Origin of the sequence: Vibrio sp. 10N.261.52.A1 (genome assembly GCF_002876325.1) — a bacterium.
GTDB lineage: Bacteria > Pseudomonadota > Gammaproteobacteria > Enterobacterales > Vibrionaceae > Vibrio > Vibrio chagasii.
In genome coordinates this window covers 1-788 of record NZ_MCYD01001273.1, presented here as the reverse complement: position 1 = coordinate 788, position 788 = coordinate 1, and the positions used below count along the sequence as shown (strand labels likewise).

At 42.6% G+C, this 788-nt stretch carries 1 protein-coding gene; it reads right to left on the bottom strand.

Going from position 1 to position 788, the window contains the following annotated elements:
- A partial coding sequence (locus BCT81_RS26740) for a MipA/OmpV family protein (protein ID WP_198596973.1) occupies window positions 1-606 on the bottom strand: 606 nt, incomplete at its 3' end.
- Window positions 607-788: the final 182 nt, after the last annotated feature.

The window sequence follows — 788 nt, the reverse complement described above, 5'->3', positions numbered from 1 at the left end:
AACATGGTAACGCGCTTCAACGCCAAGATTTAAATCTACACCTGCACCGATCGACTGACCCGCAGCTGAGTAGTATTCACTGTTAAAATCCGCACTCTTATAGCGCAGTGTTGCACTTGGGTAGAACTCCCAATCGCCAGTTTCGTACTTCGCTTTCGCACGCAAATTGCTGTGAAGGTTGAATTCACTATCACTCATGATTTCCGTTTCAACCGCCCACTGTTCGTCCAACTGGTATGTCAGTTGTCCACCAAAGTCAGCGGTATCACCTTCAATTGCGTTCTGTTCAGAGGCTGGGATATCAATAAAGCGCATTCGAGATATGGCATTGAAAGACCATTTTTCATCTTCAGTTTGATATAGGTAAGCGCCCATTTCCGTGCCATCAATGAACACGTAGTCGTTTTTAAAGAACAACATCGGAACAAACGAACTTACTGTCTTATCACCACCAGACGTGTCATACGGGATACTGGCAGTACGGAACATTGCCGCAATGCCCCACTCTTGCTCTTCAGCAGCCCACGCCACGCTATTCGCTAAGAAAGCGTTACTTAATAGAATCGTCCCATACGAGATGAGCTTCGGTGAAATTTTGCGCTTCATTCTTGTTTAATTACTCTTTGTAATAAATTTTGTGGTACTGGTTAGACATTTATTGACCATTGTAGCCAACAAATTTTAGGTTTGATCGGAATAGACCGTTACAATGAAGAATATTCTCGGTTAAATGAAAGTATTGTGAAAGTCTCAGAATTACAAAACATTATAGACCACTTACCCAACTG